We start from the raw sequence: 26493 nt of genomic DNA on the forward strand, positions 1-26493 counted from the left end.
ATAGTATAACCCTTATTGCTTTATTTGAGAATAGTGAGCTGAAACTGCCCCGATTAAATTAGCTTGATTACGAAATTTACAGATTACAATGTCTAATTCAATATCCTTCGCTTGCGTTCTTTCCAAGTAAGCTTGGGCTCTTTGTGTCACATCTTCAAGTAGACCCTCACGTTCAGATATAGCGCCTCCCAACAAAATTCGATCAGGATTTAGGGCTACCGCTATCATCTGAATACCACGCCCTAGACTATCGAGCGTTTGATCAACATGTTTTTGAGCCAGAGCTTCACCCGCTTCAGCTCGGTCGAAAAGTTCTTGTCCAGCAATCGCAATGGAACTACCAATTTCTTTTGAATAACGCCCCGCATTTCGAAGGATGGCTCGTGATTCACTTCTGCGTTGACTAATTCGATGCCGGTATCATGTTGAATAAATAATTGCTTAAGCGCATCGAACGCATAACGGAAGCCACGTAAATTACTTGTTTTAATAATTATTTCAGATTGCTTTTCTATCTTTAATTGGAAGCCATCTGCACGAATGCTTGGCTCATAATAATGGTGCAAAATTAAGTCATATTGATCATCAACAGGTTCAGACGTTATGTTCAACCAGTTGACGCGCTCTTCAATCTGTATCACTTCGTTAAATTGTTCAAAGCGGTAAAAATGTCCCCTAAATTTAATTATCACTTCTTGTTTAGCCCAATATTTCCCTAGTCCATCTAAATAAACTTCTTGATAATGTCTTAGGGCATGTCTCATTGTTTCAATCATGTATATATTCCTTCCTTAGTTATAAGTATTTTGCAAAGGGGAATCAATCGCTTGAAGTCCGTCTTTGCTTGCGTTAACATTTAGAGTAAATATAACTCGGTTAAAATAATTTATTGAGAAGATAGGAAGTTCTTTATGTTTATAAAAGAAGCTTGTGTTGAAAATTTTACAGACGTTCCCAAATTAATTCATCATGGTGCTAATCGGATTGAATTATGTGATAATTTGGCTGCAGGTGGCACGACCGTTAGTGAAGGCGTCCTGAAGGCCACGCTCATTTACTGCCAAGCAGTTGATGTTCCTGTCATGGCGATCATAAGACCTCGCGGGGGCGATTTCTTTTACTCGGAAACTGAGAAAAGCATTATGCGCCATGATATCCAATTAGCTTTAGATGCTGGAGTTGATGGCTTAGTCATTGGCGCTTTAACAAATGAGTTGGAATTGGATATTCCTTTCCTAAAAGAAGTCCAACAATTAACTGCCAAATACGGAACAGATTTAACTTTCCATATGGCTTTTGATGAACTTCAATCAGAAACTCAGATTAGCGCCTTAACCGAATTACCAGCTCTAGGTTTCTCACGCGTCCTGACTCATGGCGGGCCTAAAAATCAAGATATTCTAGACTCTGTTCCAAGATTACAAGTCTTGATGGATGCAGCACCGGCAGGCTTCACTATACTACCTGGCGGTGGTCTCACAAAAGATAATCTACCACAACTTCAGCAAGCTTTACCGCAACTTAGTGAAGCGCATGGGACGAAAATTGTTTAATCCACCTATCAAAATATGATTGGCTACTCAGCAATTTAATTAGCGCAATAATTCGTCCAACGTTCGTCGATAAATTTCAATATTTCTTTTCAAATCGTCCACAAACATATATTCATTATGGTTATGGGCGATTCCTATTTGTCCCGGAAATGATGGTCCAAAGGCAATAATGTTCGGCATAAAGCGCGCATAGGTGGCGCCCGTTGTAATAATCGGGTAGCCATCTAAACCTGTCACTGATTCGTAACTACGTCGCATTGTCTCTAACATCGGATGCGAGCGATCGAAAGCAATTGGTGCAAACTATAGGTCATCCAAGAGAAGTAGGCTTGCAGCTCGCTTGAAAATAAATCGTGTTGGTGTAATTGGCTCGCCCCTAATGTGATAGCATTCAGACCAAGATGCGGTTCGTTACTTGGCGTTCGTTTACCAGTAAACTGTTGACAAGTGCCATCACTCAATCTAAATATCGCTTGGTCTGGAATAGAACTCGCGACAAAATCTCCTTCTATCGCTGTTAAACCTGCTAATTCCCCAGAACGAAATGGTGTTGTCAAACGGAAGGAAACGACGCCTTTTTCTGCATACACAGCTGGAAATTGGCTATCTGGTGTAAAGCCCAAACGAGGTGCTAGATGTTTGGCCAAATAATAAGCTAAGTCTCTAGAACCACTTTCCTCGTTCGTCCCAAAGATAACCCGTAAGTTTTTAGTGTAAACTTGCTCAGAATCTTTGAGTCGTTTAGCTGCAAAAAGACTCGCTAAAGCTTTTTAATAGTCATCAAACTGTTGTTCTACCACAACACTCTCAAAAGCTTTCATTTCCACATCCTGTATTCGTAGACTGCTCCGCTAACATTGTACTTATTCTGTCCGAAAGTTCACATTACTTAAATAATCCGTTAACCAAGCTTGACTCGGCTCCTCAATTAACACTTTTCCTGCTGTATCCGATACAGGCTTCGCGATATAAATCTTGGGTTGATTATTTGAATCAGCTAATTGCTTAAGTTCTGGAATTAATTGACGATTTCCGAATCTTAAATGAAAAGCCACCGCACATTTCGCTGACATATTTATTCCCCTTTCAAAATACAAAATTGTTTATCTAGTAAGTTATTCCTTTTTAAACTAGCATTCATTAAAAACGCTTTCAATCGGTGGAATTCGATTATATGTGTATCATTTGAGTTAAGCATAACTTTTGGTAAACGCTTTCTGTTTGTGTTATATTGAAACAAACTTTGAAAGAGGTGAGATCGATGCCAACTGAACATCCCGAAAGAACTGTCTCTGGAGTAGAAAGTCTTACAAATTTAGCCGGTGCTCAAGCTATTCGAAAAGATAGCACTCATACTAACTTTGATAATTCGCTACCCGAAACTGAGCCTCATCGCAATGAGGAAGACAAGAATGCTGATGTCATACCAGAAGATTTTGAAACCTTTAACTTAGACGCAATCGACAAATTGAAAGAATCTGTAAAAGAAGATAAGCAAGAAGAATAGCAAGTTATAAGACAGGAGATGTTCCTACATCGTCCTGTCTTTAATTTTATTTTCATATTATTCATCCTTTTTTAATTAAAGGTGTGTTAACATATTCTGTAATCAAAAGGTAGTGGAGGCAGAAGATGGAAAAAATGAAATTAGTGATTGCGATGTTAATCGTAGGTTCAATTGGAATTTTTGTGCACTTTATTGCGATGCCCTCTGCGGTTGTGGCTGCTGCTAGAGCTATTATTGGCACTCTATTCTTATTATTAACCATTATCAGTAAAAGGACAGCTATTCAGTGGAAGTTCGTCAAACAGAATGCGATATACTTAATTATTTCGGGTGCTGCAATCGGCTTTAATTGGATTTTTCTGTTTGAGGCTTACCAATATACAACGGTTGCCGTCGCCACTTTATGTTATTACATGGCACCAGCATTTGTCATCTTACTAGCTCCATTTGTTTTAAAGGAAAAATTGACGCCTTTGAATATTCTTTGCACATTTTTTGCCTTACTAGGTGCTGTTTTAATTTCTGGTGTTTTAGGTGATAGTGGCGCTAATCTAACTGGAGTATTCTATGGCTTGCTTGCTGCCGTTCTCTACGCAAGCATTATGATACTTAACAAGAAAATGAAGGGCTTATCCGGCCTAGAATTAACATTTTTTCAACTAACTGTCGCAACGTGTGTCATGCTTCCATATGTTTTAATAACTGAAGACTTAGTCAACTTGCTTTGGACACCACAATCAATGAGTCTATTACTAATCGTCGGCATCATTCACACGGGTCTTGTTTATCAATTATTCTTTTCAGCAATGAACCAATTACCAGCCCAAACCTCATCACTGCTCAGTTACATCGATCCGATTACCGCTATTTTTCTATCGGCTTGGTTATTACAAGAGGAATTGTCACCGATTCAAGTTATGGGAACCGTGCTAATTTTAGGTTCTGCACTTGTAAACGAACTACTGGTGAATCGTTCGAAAAAACTTGCCAAACAACAACAATTCGATCCAAATTCAATCTAAATAATCTTACTGATATATTTCTGTATAACAAAAAAGTTGACCTTGATTTAAATTATCAAAGTCAACTTTTTTATTTTTTATGCCGGCTAAAGGACTTGAACCCTCGACCCTCTGATTACAAATCAGATGCTCTACCAACTGAGCTAAGCCGGCTAATTGCTTTTTTCAAGCTAAATAATATATTACCCCAGTTAGTCAAAAAAAGCAATCACAATTTTATTAGAAAATATGTTTAGAATACTTCGTATTCTTTTAATTCTTGATTGTAAATTGAAATTTCCCCAGCTCCAATATTATAGTGCCAACCATTTAATGCGAGTTGTCCATTTTCTACTCTATCACGAATATTATCAAAGGTTAACAAGTTTTCTAATTGCTGGACTACATTTAATTTCTCAAGACAAGTTGCTTTTTCTGTCAAACTAGCATCCTTCATTTCTTCAGAAATTTGATCACGCAAAGCATTTAGTTGTGAGATCCAAATACTAGTGTAAGGTAATTGATCGATATTTTCTGGCGGATGGATACTTGCTGCACAACCACCACAATTCGAATGACCACAAACAATGATATTCTTCACGTTCAATACTTCAACAGCATACTCAATGGCTGAAGTAGTGGAAGCATACTTCACACTTTGCCCAGCTGGCGGGACAATATTGGCAATATTGCGAATATGAAACACTTCACCTGGATAAGCTTGTAGTAAACGTTCCGGACTTACACGAGAATCAGAGCAACCGATAAATAAAGTATGCGGCGTTTGAGATTCACTTAAATTTTCGTAAAATGTTTGATTACGTAAATAATCATTTTCTTTAAATTGTTTAAGTGCTTTGTAAATATCTTGCATAGCTTAAACCTCCTGTATATCGCTAAAATAAAAAAACGTCTGTTAGCGTACATCTGCATAACAAACGCTTTTTGATTGAATATAAATGGGTTGTGAGGGGATCGAACCCACGACCCGCTGATTAAGAGTCAGCTGCTCTACCAACTGAGCTAACAACCCGAGCAATAATAGTTAACTGGAATGTTACAAACATTAGCCAATAAAATAATATTACTCCTCAAAATTGTTAGTTGCAAGTATCGACGATCATTTCTCATAAATACAATAAGCTGTCTTCGAATAATTATTTATTCTTAAGCCTTATGCTCCTCAATAAATGCCACGCGTCCTGAAGCTTGAGAATAACGTGCATAGTGTTCTGGATCTTTTTTATAGAAATCTTGATGATATTCTTCTGCTTCATAAAATTCACTAGCCTTCGTAATTGGTACGACAATCGGTTTGTCATAGCGACCACTTTGATCTAATGCTGCTTTTGATGCTTCTGCGATTTCTTGTTGTTCTGGACTTGTGTAGAAAATTTCTGGACGATATGAAGAACCACGGTCAACAAACTGTCCGCCTGCATCTGTTGGATCCATAATTTGCCAATAGATATCTAGAATTTCACTATAAGAAATAACTGTCGGATCAAACGTTATTTGCACAGCTTCAGTATGACCGGTTGTGCCTGTACAAACTTCTTTATAAGTTGGATTTGCTAAATGACCTCCTGTATAACCTGAGATCACGGATTCAATGCCATCCCATTGGTCAAAAGGTTTTACCATGCACCAAAAACAACCACCTGCTAAAATTGCGATTTCTTTTTGACTCATTTGAAACACCCTCTCTTGTTGTCTTTTACTATCCTAACAAATTTAATTGAAAATGTCTGTGAAAAAGCGTCGGGTATGCTCCCAACCTTCATTCACTGAATGTGTAATAAAGTTCCAACTTTGTTGATACCAAGGCGCAACTTCAATTTGCTCAGCAATTTCGATTGGTACGCCCCCTGTATTGTATGCAGGAGTCGTTCTTAAATATCGTAGCGGTGTATCTGCTACATTAATCGCAATGTAACCGATAACTGTTCCTTCCTCTAGAGGAGCTGTTAACTCGCCATTTTCATCGATTAATTCCGTGGCGATAAATTCATATTCTAGTCTAGGTGCTGTATCAACAACAGGTACAATTAAATTAAGTGTCGCACCGTATCTTAAAGGTGCTGGTGTAATTTTACCGTTCTTTACTTTAATTTGAGAAACTTGGGTTACTTCACTGTTTTGTTCCACGATATGTTCTGTCATGTAGGCCGAAAAAGCATAGTCAAATAATTTTTTTGTTTCACTATAGCGTAATTCTGTCCCTTCAGTTCCAAGAACTACCGTAATAATTCGCATATCATTGCGCTCAATCGTTGAAACAAAGGAGCCACCATCTCTATCAGAATATCCAGTAAGCAAACCATCCACACCTTCAAATTCATAAGTACGATCCGGTAACATTAAATTATAATTGGTCATTTCGAATTCATCGGAAGTACCTTTTTTGAACAATTTATTATTCGTTTGCGTATATTCAAGAATCTCTGGCGCCGTATTCAAAACATGAAACGCTATAATCGCAACTGCTTCTGCTGAAAGCATATTTTGCTTGCCTTGATCGATTGATTCAGCATTTGCTGGATCATAATCAGAATTAAGACCGGTCGCATTGATAATCAACATATTTTCTATGCCCCAATCAGCTAATGTTGCTTGCATCAATTGAACAAATTCTTGTTCACTACCTGCTACTAATTCAGCTAAGGCAATCGTCGATCCATTAGCCAGTGCAATCATTACCGATTCAATAAGTTCTGCTACTGTATAAGTCTCATCTTGCCTTAAAGGCACATTTGAGATGTCGTAGTCTTGACTTACATTGTATGCATGGTCAGAAATAGGCACCTGGGTATCGAGGCTAATTTCACCTTTTTCAACCGCTTGCAAAACTAAATAGACGGTTAATAATTTACTGATTGACGCTACTTCAACTGGAACTTCTGGATCTTGCTCAAATAGAATTTGTCCATTGACTGCATCAATGATGATGGCAGATTTGGCGGAAGTTGTTGGGATAGCTTGATCGAGAGCTGCTTCAATTGTTTTCGGACGGATAAAGACGGTTTGCAGCATCATTATGACCAACAAACCGTTCATTAAATGTTTAAATAGATTTTTTTTATTCATTTGGTTCACCTAGCTTATAAGTTTGCAGCATTTCAATTCGGAAAACTAATTCATCTGCATCTATTAAAGCATACACGTGACCGCCGTGTAATTCAACAATATTCTTCACAATTGATAATCCTAATCCTGAACCTGGCTCATCCGAATGTCGCGATTGATCCGTGCGGTAAGTTCGATTAAAGATATTCTTTAAATCATCTTTTGACAGTAAGGCCCCATTATTTCTGACTTCGTAAATAATCATTGGTTCAGCTTCAAATTCTTGAGCTTTATAATAAGCCTTCAACTTAATAACCGATGCACCATGTCCATATTTCAAAGCATTCACGATTAAGTTATTGAACACTCTTGCCATCTTTTCGACATCAAAACAGCCCATTAATTTTACAGGTTCTACACTAACTTCTAGCGTCATGCCTTTTTCTTCTGCAGCTAATTCAAAATCAGCAGCTAACTGTTCTAAAAAGAGTTTAATTTGAATTTTACTTGGCTCAATGATATAGGTTGTTTGCCTTGAAGAAGCATAATCAAACAGTTCACTAACAAGCGTTTGCATATGCAAAGCTTTTGTGTAAGCTGTGTGAGTATATTCTAAAATTTCCTCTACATTATGATATTGCTTATTCTCAATCAAACCTAAATAACCAATAATTGAAGTAAGAGGTGTGCGTATATCATGACCAACATTCGTTATTAGTTCATCTTTTGTTTTTTCAATCCGACGTTCTTCCTCCATTGCTTCAACTGTACTATCAACAAGCTTGTTAATACTTGTGACAACTGAGCTTAAACTACCTAAGTTGGTATCCGGAATACGATAATCATAATGACCTTCCGTAATATATTCCAATTGTTTAAACACATGTCCTAGACGTATGACTCTTAGACGTCGTTTGATACGCCACAATACTAGTAGTAGCGCAATAATAACTATTACAGCTGTAATAATATAGAAAACACTTAATAATCTTTCTTCCGTTAACCTAAACTGAATACGTAACGTTTTTAATTCTAAGAAGTCCATTTCAAGGTCTACAAGGGCTGAGAATAGCAAAATAACACTCAAATAGAAAAAGAATACTATCCAGAGTGTTACTATTGCTTCTAGCACTATTTCGAATTTTTCACTACGTGATAATTTAGTATCCGGAATAGCTGGTTTTTCAATCACTTTATCCTTCAATCTTGTAACCTACACCCCAAACGGTTTGAATAACTTTCTCGCCGCCTGTTGCTGCTTCAATTTTATCTCGCAAGTGGCTCACATGCACCATAACAGTCTTAGCACTTACGATACTTTCTTGATTCCAAACAGCCTCAAAAATCTCTTCTGCACTAAATACGCGATTTGGATGACTCGCTAATAAGTAGAGAATGCCAAATTCTAATGCAGTCAATTGAATGGCTTTGCCAGTAATTGTTTTAACTTCATGAGATTCTTTCTTAATAATTAGTGGACCAGCTTCCACTGTATCAGGCTCTTCAGCTTCAGTATATTTGTGTTGGCGACGTAGTAATGATTTTACTCGCGCAATTACTTCTAATGGATTAAATGGTTTCGTTACATAGTCATCGGCACCGGAGATTAAGCCTTGAATTTTATCATTGTCTGATGATTTTGCGCTCAGAATAATTACTGGAATGCTGTGGTTTTCTTCACGTAACTTTTCAACAACCTCAATTCCGTTAATTTTCGGCATCATCACATCAAGGATTACTAGTTCGATCTCATCATCATTTTTAATATAGTTTAACGCTTGCTGGCCATTATAAGCTTTTATAACATCATAGCCTTCATTCTTCAAATAAATATTCAGTAATTCTACAATCTCACGATCGTCATCTACAATTAAAACTTTCATCTAACTCAACTCCTTTAACTATCATTAATAGATTTGCTACTATTATTATACCTTATTTTAACATGTTTAACATTTTATAGCCTTATTTAGCGATATTTACATAAAGGTTTCATAGTTTCGTCATAAAATTAAGACGCCCAGTAAGACCACTGTAAGATTGTATTGCTTCTTGGACAATAACATTTGAATAGTCAGTTGGGCTCAAAAACAGCCTTCAAGTCTATCGAATGACTTGAAGGCTGTTAATTGATAGATTTATCTTGAATAGTTTGGTGCTTCTTTCGTAATGTTTACATCGTGTGGATGGGATTCAATTAATCCAGCACCACTCATACGTACAAATTGTGCTTCATCACGTAATTCTTGTAAGTTAGCTGATCCTGTATAACCCATACCTGAACGGATTCCGCCAACCATTTGGAAGATAATATCCGTTACACTACCTTTATAAGGAACGCGTCCTTCGATTCCTTCTGGAACCATTTTATTTGCTTCGTTTTTAGATTGGAAGTAACGGTCACTTGAACCAGCTTCCATCGCAGCCAAGCTTCCCATACCACGGTATGATTTGAAACGACGACCTTGATAAATTTCGAATTCTCCTGGTGATTCGTCCGTACCTGCTAACATGCTTCCTAACATAACGGTATGTCCACCAGCAGCTAAAGCTTTTACAATATCACCTGAGTATTTAATTCCACCATCGGCAATAATCGCTTTACCATATTCTTTAGCGGCCGTTGCACACTCATAAATAGCTGTTAATTGTGGTACACCAACACCTGCAACCACACGTGTCGTACAAATTGAACCAGGTCCAATTCCTACTTTTACTACATCAACACCAACATCAAATAATTCGCGTGTTGCTTGAGCTGTAGCTACGTTACCTGCAATAATTGTTACGTCAGGATATGTGTCACGAATTTCTTTAATCTTACGGATAACACCCGCACTGTGTCCGTGGGCTGTATCGACTACTAGAGCGTCTACTTGTTCATTGATTAAAGCTTGAGCACGTTCAAACGTATCCGAAGTTACTCCAATAGCTGCTGCAACTAGTAAACGACCATGTTCGTCTTTAGCAGAGTGAGGGAATTGAATAACTTTCTCAATGTCTTTGATTGTAATTAAACCAGATAATCTACCTGAGTCATCAACAATTGGTAATTTTTCAATACGGTGACGGTGTAGAATTTCTTTTGCTTCTTCTAGGGACGTGCCTTCCGGTGCAGTGACTAAATGATCTTGCGTCATAACTTCTCCAATTGGTGAAGAGAAATTGGATACAAAACGCATATCACGGTTAGTAATAATACCAACCAATAGTCTATCTTCAAAACTTTGTACAATTGGCACACCGCTAATACGGTAACGTGACATTAATTCTTCAGCATCACGAACAGTATGATTAGGCGTTAAGTAAAATGGATCTAAAATTACACCATTTTCTGAACGTTTTACTTTTTTCACTTCATTTGCTTGTTGCTCAATCGACATATTTTTGTGGATTACTCCTAGACCACCTTGGCGAGCCATCGCAATCGCCATGTCCGCATCTGTAACAGTATCCATACTAGCACTAATAATTGGAATATTTAATTTCAAGTTGGGAGCTAGTTCTACTGATAGATCCACATCATTTGGCAACACTTCACTTCTCGCGGGTACTAATAAAACATCATCAAATGTGTAACCTTCTCGAACAAATTTCGTTTCCCATGCAGTCATTTGCACGCCTCCTAAATATTTTCTGAATATATTTTTACTAAGTTATCACTTTCTAGTGCTACTTGCAAGCTAAATATTAACATTAATTATTTTTAATCGTATTCACACAAAGTTCAAATCAAGCTTCTTTCACAATTACATCAATCTTTATTGAATATATGCAATAAGAAAAACACGAACATTACACTCAATTATTACGTTTTCATCCAATTTAATGGACTCCTCGCATAATTAATTGACAAAGCCTTAATAAATGACAGTTGTCTGAGTAAAATGTTCGTGTTATTTAAATAAAGGTACTTAGAATACACCACCGCTGATATTGTATCGTTTCTTAAAGTAGAAACGTAGAGCAAATGTCGCTGCACCTAAAACTATATAGAAGATTGGTGGGAAAACCGGGTTAATAACTGCTGGAATAAAGGCCGCACTTAATGTAACCACCGCTACCCAAACAATCATCCAAAGTGATGATACTCCGAAATACTTGAAGTAGCCTTTTTTACCTTTAGGAGCTTCCATATCCGGCATTACTTTTGATGTTTGTAACATCGCCCAACCTGCTACTAAATAGTTTAAAATTAGGGTAATCAAGCCCATTGACATCGCAGATGTTGGATCCTCAGGATTAGCATTCATCATGGATAAGCCAACAATGAATGTAAATACAGAACCTAAGATTAAACCACCGTCAAGCGCAATTTGCCAGTCTGGTGAACGTGTAATCTCTGTAGTATCTTTAAAGTTCTGTTTAAGAATTGAGTGTGCACATTCAGTTGGTGTACCGTAAACTTGACGTGCTGTTTGGCCAACTTTTTGTCCTTCCATCAATGTATCAAGCATCTCACGGAAAAGAGGTTTCTTCACATTATCCACTAAGCCTCCATCAGTTAATTGCTTATCTACTGATACCAAAAATTGTTGGCTTTTCTTTGTTAAACCGTTGAACTCTTCCCATTCAAGACCTGCTAAAGGTTGCGCTGATAATTTTTTTTCAACTTTCATTTCAACTTCTGCTACAGGCGTTTCTGGTGTTTGGGCGCCAGTACTTGCTTTAATTGCATCTTTAGCTGCTTTTATTTTTGCTGCTTCACTATTATCTACTGTCGTTTGTGTTTCTGTTTCTGTTTCTTTTGTCATAAGTGATGACTCCTTCTATTAAACGTTAAAGCGGAATAACATAATATCGCCGTCTTGAACCACATATTCTTTACCTTCTGAACGCACGCGGCCGTTTTCTTTAGCTGCTGACATACTTTGATAATTAATCAAGTCGTCGTAAGATACTGTCTCTGCACGGATAAAGCCACGCTCAAAATCTGAGTGAATAACCCCAGCTGCTTGAGGTGCTTTCATACCTTTTACAAATGTCCAAGCACGTACTTCTTGTTCACCTGCTGTGAAGTATGTCGCTAAACCTAATAGAGAATAAACGTGTTGAATTAAACGATCTAAACCTGATTCTTCAATACCGAAGTCCTCTAAGAATACAGCTTTTTCTTCGTCATCTAATTCAGCAATTTCTTCTTCTAAACGCGCGCATACCGGAACAACTTCTGCGCCTTGAGTTGCAGCTAATTCACGAACTTGTGCTAAGTATGGATTATCGCTTGAATCCGTCACCTCATCTTCACCAATATTTGCAACATATAACATTTTTTTACGTGTTAACAAGAATAGGTTACGAACGAACGGTAATTGTTCATCATAAAATTCAACAGAATTCGCTAATTGATCATTCTCTAAAGCTTCTTTTAATTTTTCTAAAACTTCCATCTCAGCAACGGCATCTTTATCTTTAGTACGAGCTAGCTTACCAACACGTGCAATACGTTTATCAATCGTTTCTAAGTCGGCTAAAATTAATTCTAAGTTGATTGTTTCAATATCTGAAATTGGGTCAACTTTACCAGATACGTGCGTAATATTACCGTCATCAAAACAACGAACAACATGACAAATCGCATCTACTTGACGGATATGACTTAAGAATTTATTCCCTAAACCTTCACCACGGCTAGCACCTTTTACAATCCCCGCGATATCCGTAAATTCAATTGTTGTCGGAACTGTTTTCTTAGGTTGAACTAATTTTGTAATTTCATTTAAACGTTTATCTGGTACTTCAACGACACCAACGTTTGGATCGATTGTCGCAAATGGGTAGTTCGCAGCCTCAACGCCTGCTTTAGTAATTGCATTAAAAAGTGTTGATTTTCCAACGTTTGGAAGACCAACGATTCCTGCTGTTAATGACATGGGGTCACTCTCTTTCTTCTCAATAAATATTTTTACTTTTATTTCTGTGTGTTATGCGTCTGCTTCGTGTTTCTCTAGTACTTTTTTCATTTTCTTTTCAAAATCACGACGTGTCATAGTGACAATGTGTCCACAGTTTACACATTTAATACGGATATCCATCCCCATACGTATGATTTGCCAACGATTAGTTTGACAAGCATGTGGTTTACGCATTTCTACGATATCCAATTTATCATAATTTTTTTCCATCGTAATCCCTCCAATAAGCTAATCCGCGAGCGTTAATTATAACTGAATGTCCAACATCTCAAGAATACGAATCAAGTCAGACTGAGATAGAAATTCTATTTCTATCTTACCTTTGTTACCCTTTTGATTAATTGACGCACTCGTACCGAAACGCTCTTGCATTTGATGTTCAATTTCAACAATATGCGGTGCTTTCGCAACCTTATCAACTTTATCAGCTTTGTTCGGTTTAATTGGCAATTGTTGATTGTATTGTTGCACAAGTTCCTCTAATTGTCTAACCGTCAAGTGCTCTGCGACAACTTTCTCAGCCACTGAGACCATTTGACTCTTATCTTTTAGACCAAGGATTGTTCTTGCTTGTCCCATCGATAATTTTTCATCTGTCACCATTTGCTTAATTTGTTCCGGCAGAGTCAATAAACGAAGATAGTTGGCAATGTAAGGACGACTTTTTCCCATACGGTCCGCAACCTCAGCTTGCGTTAAATTCAATTTATCCATTAACATACTATAAGCTTCAGCTTCCTCTAAGGGGCTTAAATCTTCGCGCTGCAAGTTTTCAACGACCGCAATTTCGATCATTTTCTCTTCGTCTAATTGACGCACAATCGCTGGAATTGTTTCCTTACCTGCTAAGCGACTCGCGCGCACACGACGCTCTCCAGCAATTAATTCATAGCCTTTAATCATTGACTTGCGTAGAATAACTGGCTGGAACACGCCACTTTGCTTAATCGAATCCGCTAATTCTTGTAAAGCAAGTTCATCGAAATGTTTACGTGGTTGATAAGGGTTAGGTCTAATCTGATCTAAGGCGATTTCTTCTACAATTTCATTATCAGTTGGAGCTTCCTCATATGCCGTAAATAAAGCTTCCATCCCACGACCTAAACCAGTTTTCTTAGGTTTACTCGCCATTTGAAATCACTTCCTTTGCTAAATCCAAATACATCTCGGCACCACGCGAACGTGGATCATAGTCTAAGACAGACTGACCATACGAAGGTGCTTCAGATAAGCGGATGTTACGCGAAATAATTGTCTTATAAACTTTTTCTTGGAAGTATTTACGAACTTCTTCCACTACTTCATAACCTAAATTCGTTCGTGCATCTAACATGGTAATTAACACACCTTCAATGCGGAATTCTCGGTTATAACTGCGTTGCACAAGGCGGATTGTATTAAGTAACTGACTCAAACCTTCCAAGGCATAATATTCTGCTTGCACAGGAATTAAAATCGTATCACTCGCTGTAAAAGCATTGATTGATAACTGACCTAAAGAAGGCGGACAATCAACTAAGATGTAATCATACTTGTCCTTCACTGGCGCAATGGCTTCTTTCAAGCGTTCTTCACGATTTTTAACATTGACTAACTCAAGTTCAGCCGCTGCTAACGAAATGGTTGAAGGCACAATATCCAAGTTTTCATTGGCTGTTGGTAGAATACAATTTTCTAGTGGTTCTTGATCCACTAAGATCTCGTATAAACTTTTCTTAACTTGTCCACGTTCTACACCTAATCCACTGGTCGCATTTCCTTGTGAATCTGAATCAATAATTAGCACTTTTTTCCCAAGTTGTGCCAAGGCAGCACCCAAGTTGACGGTCGTAGTTGTTTTACCAACGCCACCTTTTTGGTTACCGACTGATATCATTTTTCCCATCTTGCGTCCTCCTTGTAAAATACTTAAATAATTGGTTGTTTAGCAGGCTTACCTGCTTTTCTTGGATATTTCTTAGGCGTATCTAAGGTTTTGCGAATCAAAAGAATGTTCCGTTCGCTCTTCTCAATTGGTAATAACTCACTGGCTTGTTTTTCAAATTTAGCACCTAAAACCGTAATAGCCTTTTGTGCTTGTTCAATTTCTTCTTCAGCTCTAGCACTTTTGAGAACTAAGAAGTGGCCACCTTTTTTGACTAAAGGCAAACAAAATTCACTTAAAATATTTAAAGCAGCCACTGCTCTTGCTGTCACTAAATCAAATTGCGCTCTGTATTGGGGATTTTGTCCCACGTCTTCAGCACGACCATGTACGCAATTAACCTCACTTAATCCAAGTTCAGAAACTAATGTTTCTAAAAAATTAATGCGTTTATTCAATGAGTCAACAATTGTAACCTTTAATTCTGGCTTCACAATTTTCAAAGGGATACTTGGAAAACCGGCACCAGCACCAACGTCACAAAGTTGAATGTCATAGCTGTCTAGGGGCATCATCCATAAAGGCATCAAACTATCGTAGAAATGTTTTAGATACACTTCTTTCTTCTCCGTAATGGCTGTTAAATTAATTTTCTGATTCCATTCGACCAATAATTCATAATACATTTCAAATTGGTTAACTTGCTCAGGAGTTAGATTAATTCCACGCTCACTTAGGGCTTGGATAAATTCTTCTGTTGTCATAAGGCACTCCTTTTTATACGTTATTTCTGTGAAACAACAATGTTTCACGCCTCTTATACTTTACCCGAAAACAGGCTTAATAGCAATGAAATACCAATAATTTATCCCTAGTTTTTCAAGGCTTTTGAGACGATTTTTTGGTTGCCTTTCACAATCGGTTTTCGGAGTAGTTCACGACTGAAAAACAAGAAAACCTCAGACTTTTTGTCCGAGTTTCATTTGATTTGTTTAATATATTTTACTTAAAAATAGATCATGACTTTTCATTGGACTATTTAGCGCAGTGAAGTAGTTAGCCCCTAGCCGATTAAGTTGGAATTTGGAAGCGACCACCGCCTTGGAAAACTAGCACGATGAGCGAAGCACAAACACGTTCCAAACAGCTCTAACCTTATAATTCCCAATACAATAAAAAACAGAGCAAACAATCGTTTACTCTGTGATAACCACTTCTTCATTTTCTTGATTAAACTTAACTCGTTGATATGTCTCGCGCCATTCCTTAATTTCCGCTAAAAGTGTCTCAATGACATTAAGTTCTGGATGATCGTTTGCCTCATCACTCAAAGCTTGATAACGCGTAAATATTTCCTTCGCTCCCGCTTCGTTAATTTCAACAAAGCTCAAATCACTCGCCTTCATTAAATCTGACACAAGCAATTGATAGGCCTCTAAATCATTTAAAGATATCAAATCTAATTCTGGATATTGCGCTTGAATCCCTTTATAGAGATAATTTGTTAGCTCAACCCCGTCCAAGTTTTTCTGTTGACTCGCATCCCATAAATCCAAGAGGACGTCTTGATCAATTTTCGCTAACTGCAAGTCATTCATGGGCAACGTTTCTTTCAACTTTTGCATAATACGCCATGTTTTTTCTGCACCTTTGTTACGTTGATATTGAATAGTTGAACTCGCTGATAATTGATCACTATCCTGATTATAACTCAAAACAAATGCCTGAGGGTTTGCGGATAAATTGCCTTCACCATATCGACGAATAAACTCATTGATATCCCATGAAAATGAATACGTCTGTTCCTTGGAAGGACTCGCCAATAATGTACTGTCTTTTTGAATATGAGTCACAATATTATCATAGTAAACACGCCCAGTTTCTTCAGTATGCACTGTTAATTGATTCCCAAATAACGTTAATGTTTGTACACTGCCATCTATATTGGTATATTGCCAAACGCCTTCAATGGCTTCTGGAAAACCTTGAATCACTTCAGTATTTTGTGGTTCATTTTTTCTTTCCTTAGCTAAAATTGCTCCAGGTAGTTCAGTCGTTGTCTCCTCGAAATACGACACTGCGAGTACCAGACCCGATGCTAATAATAAAGATAGAAAAATTACTCTAATTTGACGCAAGACAGTCACCTCCTAATCGATAACTGTAAATTTACCAGAAAAATATGACGATTTTATGAAAATATCGCTAATTAATCAAATCATTATTAAAGTGTTATCTTTCCGTAATCTTTTGCCATCATTCACTTTTTTTATTGGTAATATTGAGCTTGCGCTTGCCATAAATCTTGATACTTCCCGGCTTGATTTACTAACGTTTGATGACTCCCTCTTTGAATAATTCGTCCTTGATCAAACACTAATATCTCATCACAAAAGCGACAACTAGATAATCGATGCGAAATGTAAAATGCGGTCTTATTTTGGACGATTTCATCAAATTTTTGATAAATTTCAAATTCGGCTACAGGATCTAGCGCTGCTGTTGGTTCATCTAGAATCATGAAAGGCGCGTCTTTATATAAAGCACGACTCATTGCAACTTTTTGCGCTTGCCCACCTGATAATTTCACACCACTGTTATCAAATTCCTTCCCGAAATATGTCTCTAAACCATTCGGCAACGTTTCAATATAATCTTCTAGACCGACTTCGGTTAAAGTAGCGTGGGCTTGATCTGCATCATATTGTTGATTAACGGCTACGTTTTGCCCTAACTTTAAACCTAATAAACGAAAATCTTGGAAAACGACGGAAAATAGCTGGAAGTATTCGGTTAATTTGTACTTCTGGCTATCAATTTTATTTAAGTTAATCTGACCTGAACTTGGATCGTACAAACGCATTAACAGTTTGATAAAAGTTGTTTTACCAGAACCATTCTCCCCGACAATTGCATATTTCTTCCCGATATCAAAACTTGCTGAAATATTGGATAATGTTGCTTCCGTTGCACCAGGATAAGTAAAACTCAAATCTTTGATGTCAATTTGATAGTCATTATCTAAACGCTTTTCAATTGGCAAGCTACCAATCGCTTGTTCTTCAGGCAAATCCATAAACGCATAATATTCCACTAAAGTATCTGGTTGCGATAAAATCATAGCGATTTGTTGAATGACCATCGGTAAATTCGCTAAAACTTGATTCAAAGCACTTGATAATTGAATGATTTGACCAATCGGTAGAAAACCTAATAACACACGCAAGCCAATAATGGCATAAGCTGCATAATTGAGTAATTGTCCCAATACTACCGTTAGAATGTGCCAATTTGTACCCAGTCGATTGAGTTTAGACATTAAATTAAAGGTCGCTTCATTGGCCACTAACTGATTCTCATGTAATTTGTCTTCTAATTGATAGAGTCTAATTTCTTTTCCTGATTCTACATCTGATAGCAATTCATTTTCATAATTGAATAGAGTATTAACTTTAATAATCTCTTCCCCCACACTCTCCATAAAGTGAGCTACTTTCTGTGAGCCTATAAATTGCGATAGAATACTTAATAAAATTCCCACAACAAAAATGAGTAGTACCCAAGGGCTGTTCACCCATAACCAAGTACCTTCAGCCGTCAAATTAGTTCCTCTTACTAAGGGAGCTAAAAAGACTAAACCCAAGAACATCCGAATAATATGATTCAGTAAAAATGGAATTCGAACATTAATCAGATATAGGCTTGATTGACGAGAGAGGTTTCCAAACTTAATTCTTTCTAAGCGTTGAACTGTATCTGCATTGTCTGCAAAGTGATACTGCATACGTAACATCTTTTCATAAGGTTGTTCTAAAATTTTACGTTGTGTAATTTCACTGTGATTATCAATCATCGGTTGCAGCAATGTACTGGTTAATTGCAAGACAGCGAACAAGCTTAAGTATTGAATTAACAAACTCGTAATAGCTTGACTGTCGCCTACATTCAATTGATTTACCAGACGACTCATGTAGAAAAAGCTCAAAAAAGTTAGGCTACTTTGACAGAATATTTGAATAAACAGTAAGGAATAATAATTTTTTCCCACATGCCATAAATCGCCGATGGCACGCTTAAATAAACGAGCTGTTTCCATTAAATTAATCCTCCTACTTCAATTACTTCTTCTTCTTCAACAACCTCATGCTCAATATTTTCACGGTAATAATAGGCTTGCGCTTCATATAAACGGTAATAGTTTTCTTTGGCAGCCATTAATTCAGCGTGAGTACCTACTTCTGTGATTTCTCCACCCGCCAGGTAAATAATTCGGTCGCAAAAACGCGTAGACGATAAGCGATGCGATATAAATAACGATAACTTATTATCGGAGAAACGTAAGTAATCTTGGTAAATTTCATCTTCAGCAATCGGATCTAAGGCTGCTGTAGGTTCATCCAGAATAAGAATCGGAGCATCTTTGTATAAAGCTTGTGCCAATTTAACTTTCTGAAGTTGCCCACCCGATAATTGAACCGCTTCACTATTCACCTGTCTGACAATGTGTGTCTGATCACCGTCTGGAAATTTTGCCAACAATCGCTCAACACCACTTTGTTCTAACACGGTCGCATAACGCGCGGCATCAAAGGGTAAACCTTGAATAATCGTATCGCGAATTGTATAGGTCAACAAAAAGCTATCCTGAAAAACAGTTGAGAATAGTTGATAATACTCGTGAATATTATAGGCTGCTTGTGGCTGACCATTAATCAATATTTCTCCTTCATCTGGTTGCAACAAGCCACAAATTAATTTAATCAGCGTTGTTTTACCCGCACCATTCTCGCCAACTACGGCTAACTTTTCACCTGCTTGTATAACCACAGACATGTCATGAATAGTGGGCGTATTTTGGTTTGGGTAAGTATAAGATACGTTACGTAATTCCACTGTAATTGCTTCGGTCGGTAATGAAACTCCTTCACCATGATTGAAAATGGGTGTTTGATTCATAAATTCGTCATAATATTTCATCTGTAGTAAATCTTGATCCAATGTTGCGATTTGATTGACAAATTCTGTGATTGTACCCGCTAATAAGGTAATGGCTCCGACATGTACCACAAATTCTGAAACAACTAATTCTTGATTCGCAATCAATCGAACACTTTGGATATAAGCAAAAATCGTTAATAAAATAATCCCTACTGATAAAAATGTATTCTCTGCTAACATTAATTTTTTCTTAGGTTGCATCAATTGATAGTAATCTTGTGTAATACTAGCCTTAATTTCAGAAAACCAATTTGCCATTTGATACAAACGGATATCTTTCGCTAAACGCAAATCACCATATAAACGACGTATATAACTATTACGCTTATTATTTACTGACACCGCTGCTGAAATTTGTGGTGCTAAACGCTTCTGTAATCTCTTGAAAATTAACAAGCCTATTACCAATAAGACAATTAAAACTAAGTACAACTTATCGACCTGTGCAATCAAGCCAATATACATCACCATTCCTAAAAAGGCCGTGAATAAACGTGAAAATTCTTGAGTAATTCGCCCAAATAGTTGTGCTGGACTTGCTACCAAATTTCCAGCCTTATCGAAATTTTCCTGCCCCTCTTCCGAAATAATCAAAGGATAATCCAATTTATAAAGTAATTGATTAATTTTAGCCATCACAGTCATACGAAAAATATCATTTTCTTTGTCAAAATATAACTCTAATAGACTCTTGATTACTTCAAGCACACAAATAATGCCTAACCATAGCGCCAGTTTTAATAAATAGTATTCTATCGCAACTCCTTCTAGTAACCATTGAATGACATTTGCAGATAATAATAATTGTAAAAAAGGCAGTGCTGTCTGGACGACGACGCGCACTAGAAGCCAAAACCATAATACGGCTTTATGTTCTGTTATTTCTTTACCTATATATTTAAGATAGTACCATTGCTTTTTCATTTGCTTCACCTCATGTGTATCATACTATGCTTTGTGGATTTTTATTCCTATTCAGGCATGAGTGGTTAATTTTTTGTTCTGAGTGGTCTTATAAGCAAAATTAAAGTATAATGAGAGAACAGATTAAGAAATAGTGAGGGATGTTTACATGATGTATAAAAGTACCCGTAATAATCAATATTTAGTTTCGGCTTCGGAGGCCATTATTAAAGGTTTGTCTGAGGATGGCGGCTTATTCGTTCCGACTTCATTCCCAACCTTTAATTTAGATTGGGACGAGTTAAAAGACTTTACCTATCAAGAAATGGCTACTTTTATACTCCGTGCCTTTCTAGATGATTTTTCGGCTGAGGAAGTTCGCGCTTGTGTGGAAGCCGCTTATAACGACAAATTTGATACACCTGAAATTGCACCTTTAGTTGAAGCCGATGGCAAGTATTACTTGGAATTATTCCACGGCTCAACGATTGCTTTTAAAGATCAAGCTTTATCGATTTTACCTTATCTAATGAGTACGGCCAATAAAATTCAAGCGAATGACCGTGAGATTGTTATTTTAACAGCCACTTCAGGGGATACGGGTAAAGCCGCAATGGCTGGTTTTGCGGATGTACCTGGAACAAAAATCATTGTGTTCTATCCAAAAGGCGGCGTTAGTTCTATTCAAGAACAACAAATGGTCTCACAAACCGGTGACAATACGTTTGTTGTCGCAGTTAATGGAAACTTTGATCACGCTCAATCTAAAGTGAAAGAGTTGTTTAATGACGAAGCGTTACGTGCAGAATTAGCTGAACAGAATGTTCAATTCTCATCTGCTAACTCAATGAATATTGGACGTTTAGTGCCGCAAGTTGTTTATTATTTCTATGCTTACGCACAAATGGTTAAAAAGCAGGCGATTGTTGCGGGTGATGCGATTGATTTCTGTGTCCCAACTGGCAACTTTGGTAATATTCTCGCTGCTTATTATGCTAAAAAATCTGGTTTACCTATCGATAAATTAATTTGTGCATCGAATGACAACCGTGTCCTTTATGATTTCTTTCATGGTGGCAAATATGATATTAACCGAGACTTTGAATTAACGATTTCACCATCGATGGATATTCTAATTTCAAGTAACTTTGAACGTTTAGTATTCCATGCCATTAATGAAGATGATCGTTTATTAACAACTTATATGGAAGATTTAGCAGACCGTAAATTATATACGATTCCTGAAAAATTCCATCCAAATTTTGCTGATTTTGTCGCTGAGTTTGCGACTCAAAGCGAAACCAAAGAGGAAATCAAAGCCATCTATGAAGCTGCCAACTATGTCATTGATCCACATACGGCAGTTGCTTCTAAAGCATACCGCAAAGCTCAACAAGAAGGAGCAAGTCGTCAACCTGTCGTGATTGTATCCACTGCGAGTCCATACAAATTCCCTGAAGCTGTCTTAACGGCTTTAGATGTTGATACAACTACCATGTCAGATGCTGATTTATTAGCAAAACTCAAGGAGTTATCAGGGGTTCCTTATCCTGATGCGATTGAAGGCTTACTTGAAGCTGAAGTGAGACATCATACAGTCATTGATATTGAAGAGATGAAAGAGTTAGTCAAGAAAATTTCATTAAGTTAGACTTATGCAAAGCTATCGCGATTAGGCGATAGCTTTTTTGGGAGTTATAAGGGATGTTTAGTTTTCACTGGCTTAATGGTATTTGAGTTTCATTTTTGTCAGTTTGAGTGGCTAAATCAGCCAAATTACAATTCAATGTTCAAATTCGCGGTTTGAGTTTAAACATTGAAAGGAAAACATCACCTGTAAGGCAATGCCAACTTGATTTTTTGTAATATAAGAGGTTATAAGTTTTATGTTGATTTACCAAGCTTTTTACTCCGCTTTCTTTATTTATGGTCAGAGCAAGCTACTCTTTTAGTAACGATGGATTGCCCTTTGTAACATTTTGAAACCAAGTCGCTGAGCTAGGTTAAGTATTCCAACAAAAGTAAAGTTATATGATCAAGTTAAAACTGCTAAACGGAATTCAGGGCTCTCACACACAAAATCTGAATTTTTCTCATAACTCTCAAAAAATTATATTCTGAAAACCAAGAAAAAGTTGTCCATTGAACACCATGAAAACCTCTTTTCACTTGATAGCCCTCTAACAAGAGCGCTTGAAATAATATTTTGACAGTCGATTAATTATTTTTTATTAATATCAATTTGTCATACAGTTTTCATATATTTTTCCTTATTTAATGCTATAATTCATAGTATTTGAACGAGGTGATTATTTGAAAGCAATTAAAGCCATTCTTTTGATGAGTTCTGCACTGTTGTTAACTGCTTGTAATGGGCAATCTATAGAGAATGATTCGATTGAAGATGACGCAACAGAAGTTGCGGTTGAAAGTGAAACAGTCGCTGTTTCAGTCGAAAATATTTCTCCAGTAGCAAACATTACCGTAGCGGATGATGAATCAGAGGAAGACGAAGATAGCGCTGATGTGGAATATGAAGGTGATTTAGATTATTCCCAATTTGCTTCTTTAGAAGAATTAGTCTGGAATGAAATCGAAGCGTATGGTTATGATTCTGATTATCTTTCCATCTCAATTTACGATTTTGACACCGGTGAAGAATTCAATCTAAATGCTGATTTACCTTCACATGGCGCTAGTACGAATAAAGTCGGAACGGCTGTTTTATATGCTGATTTAATTAATGCTGGTTATTTAAATTGGGACTCGCATCTCGCCTTTAACCAAGCTTGGTACGAAGAAGGTGGCGGTGAAATTACCAACGGTAGCTTCCAAGAGAGTTATTCGATTTATGATTTAGTGTATCAAGCACTTTATTATTCAGACAATACTGCTTGGAATACATTGATTAACAGTTACTACAGTATGTATGGTGATTTCCAATCAAGCTTAATCGCTTTAAGCGGCCTTAGCTTTGATAATGGTGAAATTTATAATTTAAATTACGCTACATCACGGATGTTAAATGAGATTTTAATTCGTGTCGCGACAAATCCTGAATACCAACCGATTGTAGACATTATGTTAGAAGCTCAGTCTGGTATCTATCTGAAGATGTATGTCGACGAAGGGATGGCAGCTAAATACGGTCAATACGAAGATGGTAACCATGATACGGGGATTTATTTCGAAGATGGAGAACCCGCTTATACGATTGCGGTCATGAGCCGTCAATTGGGTTACATCGATTATTTCTTAGGCGATTTAAACCTACACGTGAAAGAATTCCATGAATATCAAACAAACCATTAATCTATCATAATAAGAAACATCGACTGCTCGAAAATTTATCCGAAGTAGTCGATGTTTTTTAATTATCTGACGCTGTCTCACTTAAAAGTGGTATGGTAATTTCCGTTACGAACACCCCGTCTTCCCATTGACGGTTGACATGTCCTTTGTATTTCTCAACTGTTTGATCAATTCTACGTAAGCCATGGCCAACACGATTAGGAGCTTTCAAGGATAGAAAACTAGGTTGCGGATTGTATTTCATCGTATTCGTTAAACTAATATATAAATTGCTTTTCATCGGGGCAATGTATAACCGAATAAAGGGTCGTTGCGACGCATCTTTTATTTGTTGCTTAGTGGCCTCCACGGCGTTATTTAATAAATTCCCAATGATAATCGCCAAGTCCGCGTTCTCAATCGGTAGCTTCGCTGGCGCAATGGCCGTCGCAAATAATTCAATACCTTGCTCTTGGGCTTTCGTTAATTTCGTATTCACTAACGCATCAATCATCGTATTACCTGTGCGAATAATCGTATCCACTTGATTGAGTTCATTCGTTAATTGACGAATATATTCCCTAAGTTCAGATAATTGATCTGTTTCAACAAAGGCATCCATCGCCTGTAAATGATTACGATAGTCATGACGAATCCCGCGTAATTGACGGTAAATCGTTTCAACCTCCGCTGCATATTCTTCTAATTCTGCTTGCTCACGTTTATAGAATAAGACCTCACGGCGCTGATAGAAGATATAAATCAGTAAACTCACACAAACGAGAACTAATAAACCTAACAAGCCCATCAAATTAATGTTCATAAAACACCGACTTCCGGTAGTAATGAATAAAAGCTTGTTGTACCTCTTTAGCTTGGCGACGCGATAAAGGAATCAAATCACCCGTTTTTATCTGAACATCTTGCTTTAATAGGTGTGTCACGGCATCCAAATTCACATAATAACTACGGTGTGTTTGCACAAAGCGCTGATCCAATAAAGCAACAAAATCGGCGAGTGTTTGACGAACAGTATAGGTTGCTTGTTCAGTATTCACGAGCACTTCTCGTTTATTCGCTTCTAAGTACAAGATTTCCTCAAACGCTAAACGAATGGGTTGACCCTCGACATCCACAATTAAATAATGAGGTGTTTCAGGGCGCAAAGTGATAAAACGTTGTAAGACATGTTCAATTTTCTCTAAACTAATCGGTTTTAGTAAATAATCTAAAGCTTGAACAGCATAACCTTCAACTGCATATTCTGCATAAGCAGTCGCAAAGACCAAAGCCAAATCTGGTGAGAGTTGGCGGATTCTTTTCGCAACTTCCATTCCATTAATTTGAGCCATTTCAATATCAAGAAAAGCTAGATCCCAATCTAAATGATCTTCTAAAGCAAACAAAAAAGCTTCACCACTTTGATAACTATCAATTTGAATGATTAAGTCCAATCGTTCAGCAGCTTGTTTCAGTAACTGCTGCATATAAGTTATCTGCAATGCTTCATCATCTACTAAGACAATCCGAATTACTTTTGCCAACTTATGCCTCCTCACTCTCAACAGGCACTAGCTCAATCACCAATATTTCAGGTCGATTATAAAAGCGTGGTGCTGGTTGATCTTGATGAGATAAACCACGGCTAACAATTAGAGTACTCTGATCAAAATCAAAGCGCCCACCCGCATATTTGGGGAAGAAACCTTGTCCTGGGGCAAACACACCATTGATTAAACCAGGCAAACGCCATTGTCCGCCATGCGCATGACCACTTAAAATCAAATCAAAACCGTAAGGTAGAAAATCTTCAATAAATTCCGGTCGATGGCTCAACAGAATACTAAACATCGATTCCATCGGACGTTGAGCGTGCGCTTGTACCAATTGACTTGGATAGACGTGACTTTCTTCCGCATCATCAATTCCACTAATCGATAAGCGATTGCCATTGACCTCTATCACCTCTGTTTCACCACGCAACACGCGAATCTGACTATCCGCCACCAATTGACGCATTTCTTTGACACGATAAGAATAATATTCATGATTGCCTGTTACATAAAAACTTTGATAATTCGCACCCAACCAACGAACAAAACTAGCCGCTGGCTCTAAAGGTTGTTTGACTTCAAAGATATCGCCACCCAATAAAACCACATCTGGCACGGTCTCTTCCACTGCTGCTTTTAATAACTCATGTTCAATTCCATAATCATTATTATGCAAATCACTGATATAGACCAATTTGACTGTTGACTTAATCATTGGATGTGACACGCGGTAACGTCGTGTCAGTAATTTAGTATTCAAGCCAGCTAATACAAACACGCCTAAAGCCGATGCAATTGCTGCTGAAAGACAAATAGATTTCTTCATACATTTCCCCCTAGCT

General features: G+C 37.4%; 27 protein-coding genes, 2 tRNA genes and 1 pseudogene. 5 read left to right on the forward strand and 25 right to left on the reverse strand.

Annotation, left to right across the window (positions count from 1 at the left end):
* Positions 1 to 12 precede the first annotated feature (12 nt).
* Both GF867_RS13690 and GF867_RS05420 read right to left on the reverse strand, forming a co-directional pair.
* A complete protein-coding gene (locus GF867_RS13690; protein ID WP_366927759.1) occupies positions 13 to 345 on the reverse strand; it encodes an ROK family protein in 333 nt (110 codons plus the stop codon).
* Positions 243 to 776 carry a hypothetical protein gene (locus GF867_RS05420; RefSeq protein ID WP_153832092.1) on the reverse strand — a complete coding sequence of 178 codons (534 nt, stop codon included), beginning with the start codon at positions 774 to 776 and terminating at the stop codon, positions 243 to 245. Before GF867_RS05420 ends, GF867_RS13690 begins: the two co-directional genes overlap by 103 nt.
* Positions 777 to 911: 135 nt before the next feature.
* Here GF867_RS05420 and GF867_RS05425 point away from each other — a divergent pair, with 135 nt between their 5' ends.
* On the forward strand, positions 912 to 1553 hold the full coding sequence (locus GF867_RS05425; RefSeq protein WP_153832093.1) for a copper homeostasis protein CutC: 642 nt from the start codon (positions 912 to 914) through the stop codon (positions 1551 to 1553).
* A 39-nt stretch (positions 1554 to 1592) separates the two neighbouring features.
* Here the strand turns inward: GF867_RS05425 and GF867_RS05430 are convergent.
* From GF867_RS05430 to GF867_RS05440, 3 genes and pseudogenes are all read right to left on the reverse strand, one after another.
* Positions 1593 to 1799, reverse strand: a pseudogene (locus GF867_RS05430) (M20/M25/M40 family metallo-hydrolase); the annotation flags it as partial.
* Positions 1800 to 1816: 17 nt separating this feature from the next.
* Positions 1817 to 2200 (reverse strand): zinc-binding metallopeptidase family protein, encoded by a 384-nt coding sequence (locus GF867_RS05435; RefSeq protein WP_153832095.1) that lies wholly within the window; start codon positions 2198 to 2200, stop codon positions 1817 to 1819.
* A gap of 216 nt (positions 2201 to 2416) precedes the next feature.
* Positions 2417 to 2626: a hypothetical protein gene (locus tag GF867_RS05440; protein WP_153832096.1), complete on the reverse strand. Its 210-nt coding sequence runs from the start codon at positions 2624 to 2626 to the stop codon at positions 2417 to 2419.
* Positions 2627 to 2814: 188 nt separating this feature from the next.
* Between GF867_RS05440 and GF867_RS05445 the strand changes: the two genes are divergently transcribed.
* Positions 2815 to 3060 carry a hypothetical protein gene (locus GF867_RS05445; protein WP_153832097.1) on the forward strand — a complete coding sequence of 82 codons (246 nt, stop codon included), beginning with the start codon at positions 2815 to 2817 and terminating at the stop codon, positions 3058 to 3060.
* A gap of 125 nt (positions 3061 to 3185) precedes the next feature.
* Entirely contained in the window at positions 3186 to 4082 is an 897-nt protein-coding gene (locus GF867_RS05450) for a DMT family transporter (RefSeq protein WP_153832098.1), read from the forward strand.
* A gap of 80 nt (positions 4083 to 4162) precedes the next feature.
* Here the strand turns inward: GF867_RS05450 and GF867_RS05455 are convergent.
* The 17 genes from GF867_RS05455 to GF867_RS05535 form a co-directional block, all read right to left on the reverse strand.
* Positions 4163 to 4235 (reverse strand) — tRNA-Thr (locus GF867_RS05455).
* A 79-nt stretch (positions 4236 to 4314) separates the two neighbouring features.
* Positions 4315 to 4935 carry a carbonic anhydrase gene (locus GF867_RS05460; RefSeq protein ID WP_153832099.1) on the reverse strand — a complete coding sequence of 207 codons (621 nt, stop codon included), beginning with the start codon at positions 4933 to 4935 and terminating at the stop codon, positions 4315 to 4317.
* Between the two features lie 86 nt (positions 4936 to 5021).
* Positions 5022 to 5094 (reverse strand) — tRNA-Lys (locus GF867_RS05465).
* A gap of 134 nt (positions 5095 to 5228) precedes the next feature.
* The gene (gene msrA / locus GF867_RS05470) at positions 5229 to 5753 is read right to left on the reverse strand and encodes a peptide-methionine (S)-S-oxide reductase MsrA (RefSeq protein ID WP_153832100.1); all 525 of its coding nucleotides are present in this window, start codon (positions 5751 to 5753) and stop codon (positions 5229 to 5231) included.
* A gap of 42 nt (positions 5754 to 5795) precedes the next feature.
* On the reverse strand, positions 5796 to 7148 hold the full coding sequence (locus GF867_RS05475; RefSeq protein WP_153832101.1) for a D-alanyl-D-alanine carboxypeptidase family protein: 1353 nt from the start codon (positions 7146 to 7148) through the stop codon (positions 5796 to 5798).
* A complete protein-coding gene (locus GF867_RS05480) occupies positions 7141 to 8331 on the reverse strand; it encodes a sensor histidine kinase (RefSeq protein WP_153832102.1) in 1191 nt (396 codons plus the stop codon). Before GF867_RS05480 ends, GF867_RS05475 begins: the two co-directional genes overlap by 8 nt.
* Positions 8321 to 9010, reverse strand: a complete 690-nt coding sequence (locus GF867_RS05485; RefSeq protein ID WP_153832103.1) for a response regulator transcription factor — start codon at positions 9008 to 9010, stop codon at positions 8321 to 8323. The genes GF867_RS05480 and GF867_RS05485 overlap by 11 nt, the downstream gene beginning before the upstream one ends.
* A 255-nt stretch (positions 9011 to 9265) precedes the next feature.
* Positions 9266 to 10741, reverse strand: coding sequence for an IMP dehydrogenase (guaB, locus tag GF867_RS05490; RefSeq protein WP_153832104.1), 1476 nt, complete (start codon positions 10739 to 10741; stop codon positions 9266 to 9268).
* 300 nt (positions 10742 to 11041) lie between these two features.
* A complete protein-coding gene (locus tag GF867_RS05495; protein ID WP_153832105.1) occupies positions 11042 to 11881 on the reverse strand; it encodes a DUF1129 domain-containing protein in 840 nt (279 codons plus the stop codon).
* Positions 11882 to 11899: 18 nt separating this feature from the next.
* Positions 11900 to 13000: a redox-regulated ATPase YchF gene (ychF, locus tag GF867_RS05500; protein WP_153832106.1), complete on the reverse strand. Its 1101-nt coding sequence runs from the start codon at positions 12998 to 13000 to the stop codon at positions 11900 to 11902.
* A 51-nt stretch (positions 13001 to 13051) separates the two neighbouring features.
* On the reverse strand, positions 13052 to 13252 hold the full coding sequence (locus tag GF867_RS05505; RefSeq protein ID WP_153832107.1) for a DUF951 domain-containing protein: 201 nt from the start codon (positions 13250 to 13252) through the stop codon (positions 13052 to 13054).
* Between the two features lie 36 nt (positions 13253 to 13288).
* Positions 13289 to 14173 carry a ParB/RepB/Spo0J family partition protein gene (locus GF867_RS05510; protein WP_153832108.1) on the reverse strand — a complete coding sequence of 295 codons (885 nt, stop codon included), beginning with the start codon at positions 14171 to 14173 and terminating at the stop codon, positions 13289 to 13291.
* On the reverse strand, positions 14163 to 14927 hold the full coding sequence (locus GF867_RS05515; protein WP_153832109.1) for a ParA family protein: 765 nt from the start codon (positions 14925 to 14927) through the stop codon (positions 14163 to 14165). The genes GF867_RS05510 and GF867_RS05515 overlap by 11 nt, the downstream gene beginning before the upstream one ends.
* Positions 14928 to 14950: 23 nt before the next feature.
* A complete protein-coding gene (gene rsmG / locus GF867_RS05520) occupies positions 14951 to 15670 on the reverse strand; it encodes a 16S rRNA (guanine(527)-N(7))-methyltransferase RsmG (protein WP_153832110.1) in 720 nt (239 codons plus the stop codon).
* Positions 15671 to 16102: 432 nt separating this feature from the next.
* Positions 16103 to 17044, reverse strand: coding sequence for a hypothetical protein (locus tag GF867_RS05525; protein ID WP_153832111.1), 942 nt, complete (start codon positions 17042 to 17044; stop codon positions 16103 to 16105).
* 131 nt (positions 17045 to 17175) lie between these two features.
* The gene (locus GF867_RS05530; protein WP_153832112.1) at positions 17176 to 19002 is read right to left on the reverse strand and encodes an ABC transporter ATP-binding protein; all 1827 of its coding nucleotides are present in this window, start codon (positions 19000 to 19002) and stop codon (positions 17176 to 17178) included.
* Complete coding sequence (locus tag GF867_RS05535; RefSeq protein ID WP_153832113.1) at positions 19002 to 20828, reverse strand: ABC transporter ATP-binding protein; 1827 nt, start codon at positions 20826 to 20828, stop codon at positions 19002 to 19004. Before GF867_RS05535 ends, GF867_RS05530 begins: the two co-directional genes overlap by 1 nt.
* A gap of 148 nt (positions 20829 to 20976) precedes the next feature.
* Here GF867_RS05535 and thrC point away from each other — a divergent pair, with 148 nt between their 5' ends.
* Together thrC and GF867_RS05545 are read left to right on the forward strand one after the other, a co-directional pair.
* Positions 20977 to 22458 carry a threonine synthase gene (gene thrC, locus GF867_RS05540; protein WP_153832114.1) on the forward strand — a complete coding sequence of 494 codons (1482 nt, stop codon included), beginning with the start codon at positions 20977 to 20979 and terminating at the stop codon, positions 22456 to 22458.
* Between the two features lie 662 nt (positions 22459 to 23120).
* On the forward strand, positions 23121 to 24119 hold the full coding sequence (locus GF867_RS05545) for a serine hydrolase (RefSeq protein WP_153832115.1): 999 nt from the start codon (positions 23121 to 23123) through the stop codon (positions 24117 to 24119).
* A 58-nt stretch (positions 24120 to 24177) separates the two neighbouring features.
* On the opposite strand, the gene GF867_RS05550 is transcribed toward GF867_RS05545, so the two are convergent.
* Genes GF867_RS05550 through GF867_RS05560 form a run of 3 tightly spaced genes read right to left on the reverse strand, consistent with a single transcriptional unit; the run spans position 24178 to position 26477 of the window.
* Positions 24178 to 24921 carry a sensor histidine kinase gene (locus tag GF867_RS05550; protein WP_153832116.1) on the reverse strand — a complete coding sequence of 248 codons (744 nt, stop codon included), beginning with the start codon at positions 24919 to 24921 and terminating at the stop codon, positions 24178 to 24180.
* Positions 24911 to 25642 carry a LytR/AlgR family response regulator transcription factor gene (locus GF867_RS05555; RefSeq protein ID WP_153832117.1) on the reverse strand — a complete coding sequence of 244 codons (732 nt, stop codon included), beginning with the start codon at positions 25640 to 25642 and terminating at the stop codon, positions 24911 to 24913. The genes GF867_RS05550 and GF867_RS05555 overlap by 11 nt, the downstream gene beginning before the upstream one ends.
* A 1-nt stretch (position 25643) precedes the next feature.
* Positions 25644 to 26477 (reverse strand): metallophosphoesterase, encoded by an 834-nt coding sequence (locus GF867_RS05560; RefSeq protein ID WP_153832118.1) that lies wholly within the window; start codon positions 26475 to 26477, stop codon positions 25644 to 25646.
* Positions 26478 to 26493 lie beyond the last annotated feature (16 nt).

Source organism: Fundicoccus ignavus (genome assembly GCF_009659375.1).
Lineage (GTDB): Bacteria > Bacillota > Bacilli > Lactobacillales > Aerococcaceae > Fundicoccus > Fundicoccus ignavus.

Bases quoted from the DNA above. Each gene is read 5' to 3' on its own strand.
- GF867_RS05510 (WP_153832108.1), bottom strand. From the start codon at position 14,173: ATGGCGAGTAAACCTAAGAAAACTGGTTTAGGTCGTGGGATGGAAGCT.
- GF867_RS05445 (WP_153832097.1), top strand. From the start codon at position 2,815: ATGCCAACTGAACATCCCGAAAGAACTGTCTCTGGAGTAGAAAGTCTT.
- ychF (WP_153832106.1), bottom strand. From the start codon at position 13,000: ATGTCATTAACAGCAGGAATCGTTGGTCTTCCAAACGTTGGAAAATCA.
- msrA (WP_153832100.1), bottom strand. From the start codon at position 5,753: ATGAGTCAAAAAGAAATCGCAATTTTAGCAGGTGGTTGTTTTTGGTGC.
- rsmG (WP_153832110.1), bottom strand. From the start codon at position 15,670: ATGACAACAGAAGAATTTATCCAAGCCCTAAGTGAGCGTGGAATTAAT.
- GF867_RS05550 (WP_153832116.1), bottom strand. From the start codon at position 24,921: ATGAACATTAATTTGATGGGCTTGTTAGGTTTATTAGTTCTCGTTTGT.
- GF867_RS05505 (WP_153832107.1), bottom strand. From the start codon at position 13,252: ATGGAAAAAAATTATGATAAATTGGATATCGTAGAAATGCGTAAACCA.
- GF867_RS05560 (WP_153832118.1), bottom strand. From the start codon at position 26,477: ATGAAGAAATCTATTTGTCTTTCAGCAGCAATTGCATCGGCTTTAGGC.
- GF867_RS05425 (WP_153832093.1), top strand. From the start codon at position 912: ATGTTTATAAAAGAAGCTTGTGTTGAAAATTTTACAGACGTTCCCAAA.
- GF867_RS05440 (WP_153832096.1), bottom strand. From the start codon at position 2,626: ATGTCAGCGAAATGTGCGGTGGCTTTTCATTTAAGATTCGGAAATCGT.
- thrC (WP_153832114.1), top strand. From the start codon at position 20,977: ATGATGTATAAAAGTACCCGTAATAATCAATATTTAGTTTCGGCTTCG.
- GF867_RS05495 (WP_153832105.1), bottom strand. From the start codon at position 11,881: ATGACAAAAGAAACAGAAACAGAAACACAAACGACAGTAGATAATAGT.
- GF867_RS05460 (WP_153832099.1), bottom strand. From the start codon at position 4,935: ATGCAAGATATTTACAAAGCACTTAAACAATTTAAAGAAAATGATTAT.
- GF867_RS05485 (WP_153832103.1), bottom strand. From the start codon at position 9,010: ATGAAAGTTTTAATTGTAGATGACGATCGTGAGATTGTAGAATTACTG.
- GF867_RS05535 (WP_153832113.1), bottom strand. From the start codon at position 20,828: ATGAAAAAGCAATGGTACTATCTTAAATATATAGGTAAAGAAATAACA.
- GF867_RS05530 (WP_153832112.1), bottom strand. From the start codon at position 19,002: ATGGAAACAGCTCGTTTATTTAAGCGTGCCATCGGCGATTTATGGCAT.
- GF867_RS05515 (WP_153832109.1), bottom strand. From the start codon at position 14,927: ATGGGAAAAATGATATCAGTCGGTAACCAAAAAGGTGGCGTTGGTAAA.
- GF867_RS05450 (WP_153832098.1), top strand. From the start codon at position 3,186: ATGGAAAAAATGAAATTAGTGATTGCGATGTTAATCGTAGGTTCAATT.
- GF867_RS05475 (WP_153832101.1), bottom strand. From the start codon at position 7,148: ATGAATAAAAAAAATCTATTTAAACATTTAATGAACGGTTTGTTGGTC.
- GF867_RS05420 (WP_153832092.1), bottom strand. From the start codon at position 776: ATGATTGAAACAATGAGACATGCCCTAAGACATTATCAAGAAGTTTAT.
- guaB (WP_153832104.1), bottom strand. From the start codon at position 10,741: ATGACTGCATGGGAAACGAAATTTGTTCGAGAAGGTTACACATTTGAT.